The sequence below is a fragment of the Neisseria sp. HMSC056A03 genome (genome assembly GCF_001815685.1).
Lineage (GTDB): Bacteria > Pseudomonadota > Gammaproteobacteria > Burkholderiales > Neisseriaceae > Neisseria > Neisseria subflava.
In genome coordinates, this window is record NZ_KV821657.1 from 1 (window position 1) to 327 (window position 327).

1 protein-coding gene is annotated in these 327 nt (G+C 36.4%); it reads left to right on the forward strand.

Going from position 1 to position 327, the window contains the following annotated elements; translation table 11 throughout:
* Positions 1–327, forward strand: a 327-nt coding sequence (locus HMPREF3052_RS09900; RefSeq protein ID WP_283126977.1) for an IgG-binding virulence factor TspB family protein, incomplete at both ends; no start/stop codon positions are given.

Consider the following 327-nt stretch of genomic DNA (forward strand, 5'->3'; position numbering starts at 1 on the left):
TAAATGGAATGAAGTTAACGAAGAATTCTTAAAAGAATGGCCTGCTAGAAACTGTCTTGTAAATCGAGATAATGAAGGTAGATTGATAAAGGTTGCGTGTTATGGTGTCGATAGTTCTGTTTTAAGTGCTTACAGAAAAGGCGGTCAAAGCAGAATAGATGCTGAACAACTTATGAAAGGCAAAATGGAAAAACTAGCGGGTCCGTTTTGGGATCAGGAAAAAATTTCATTGGATATACAAAGAGGCGAAAAACGTTGGGAATATTTCACTTTAGATGTATGCCGATTTGATTTAAATGGCGGTGATTGTTTAGTTAAAAGCGGTAG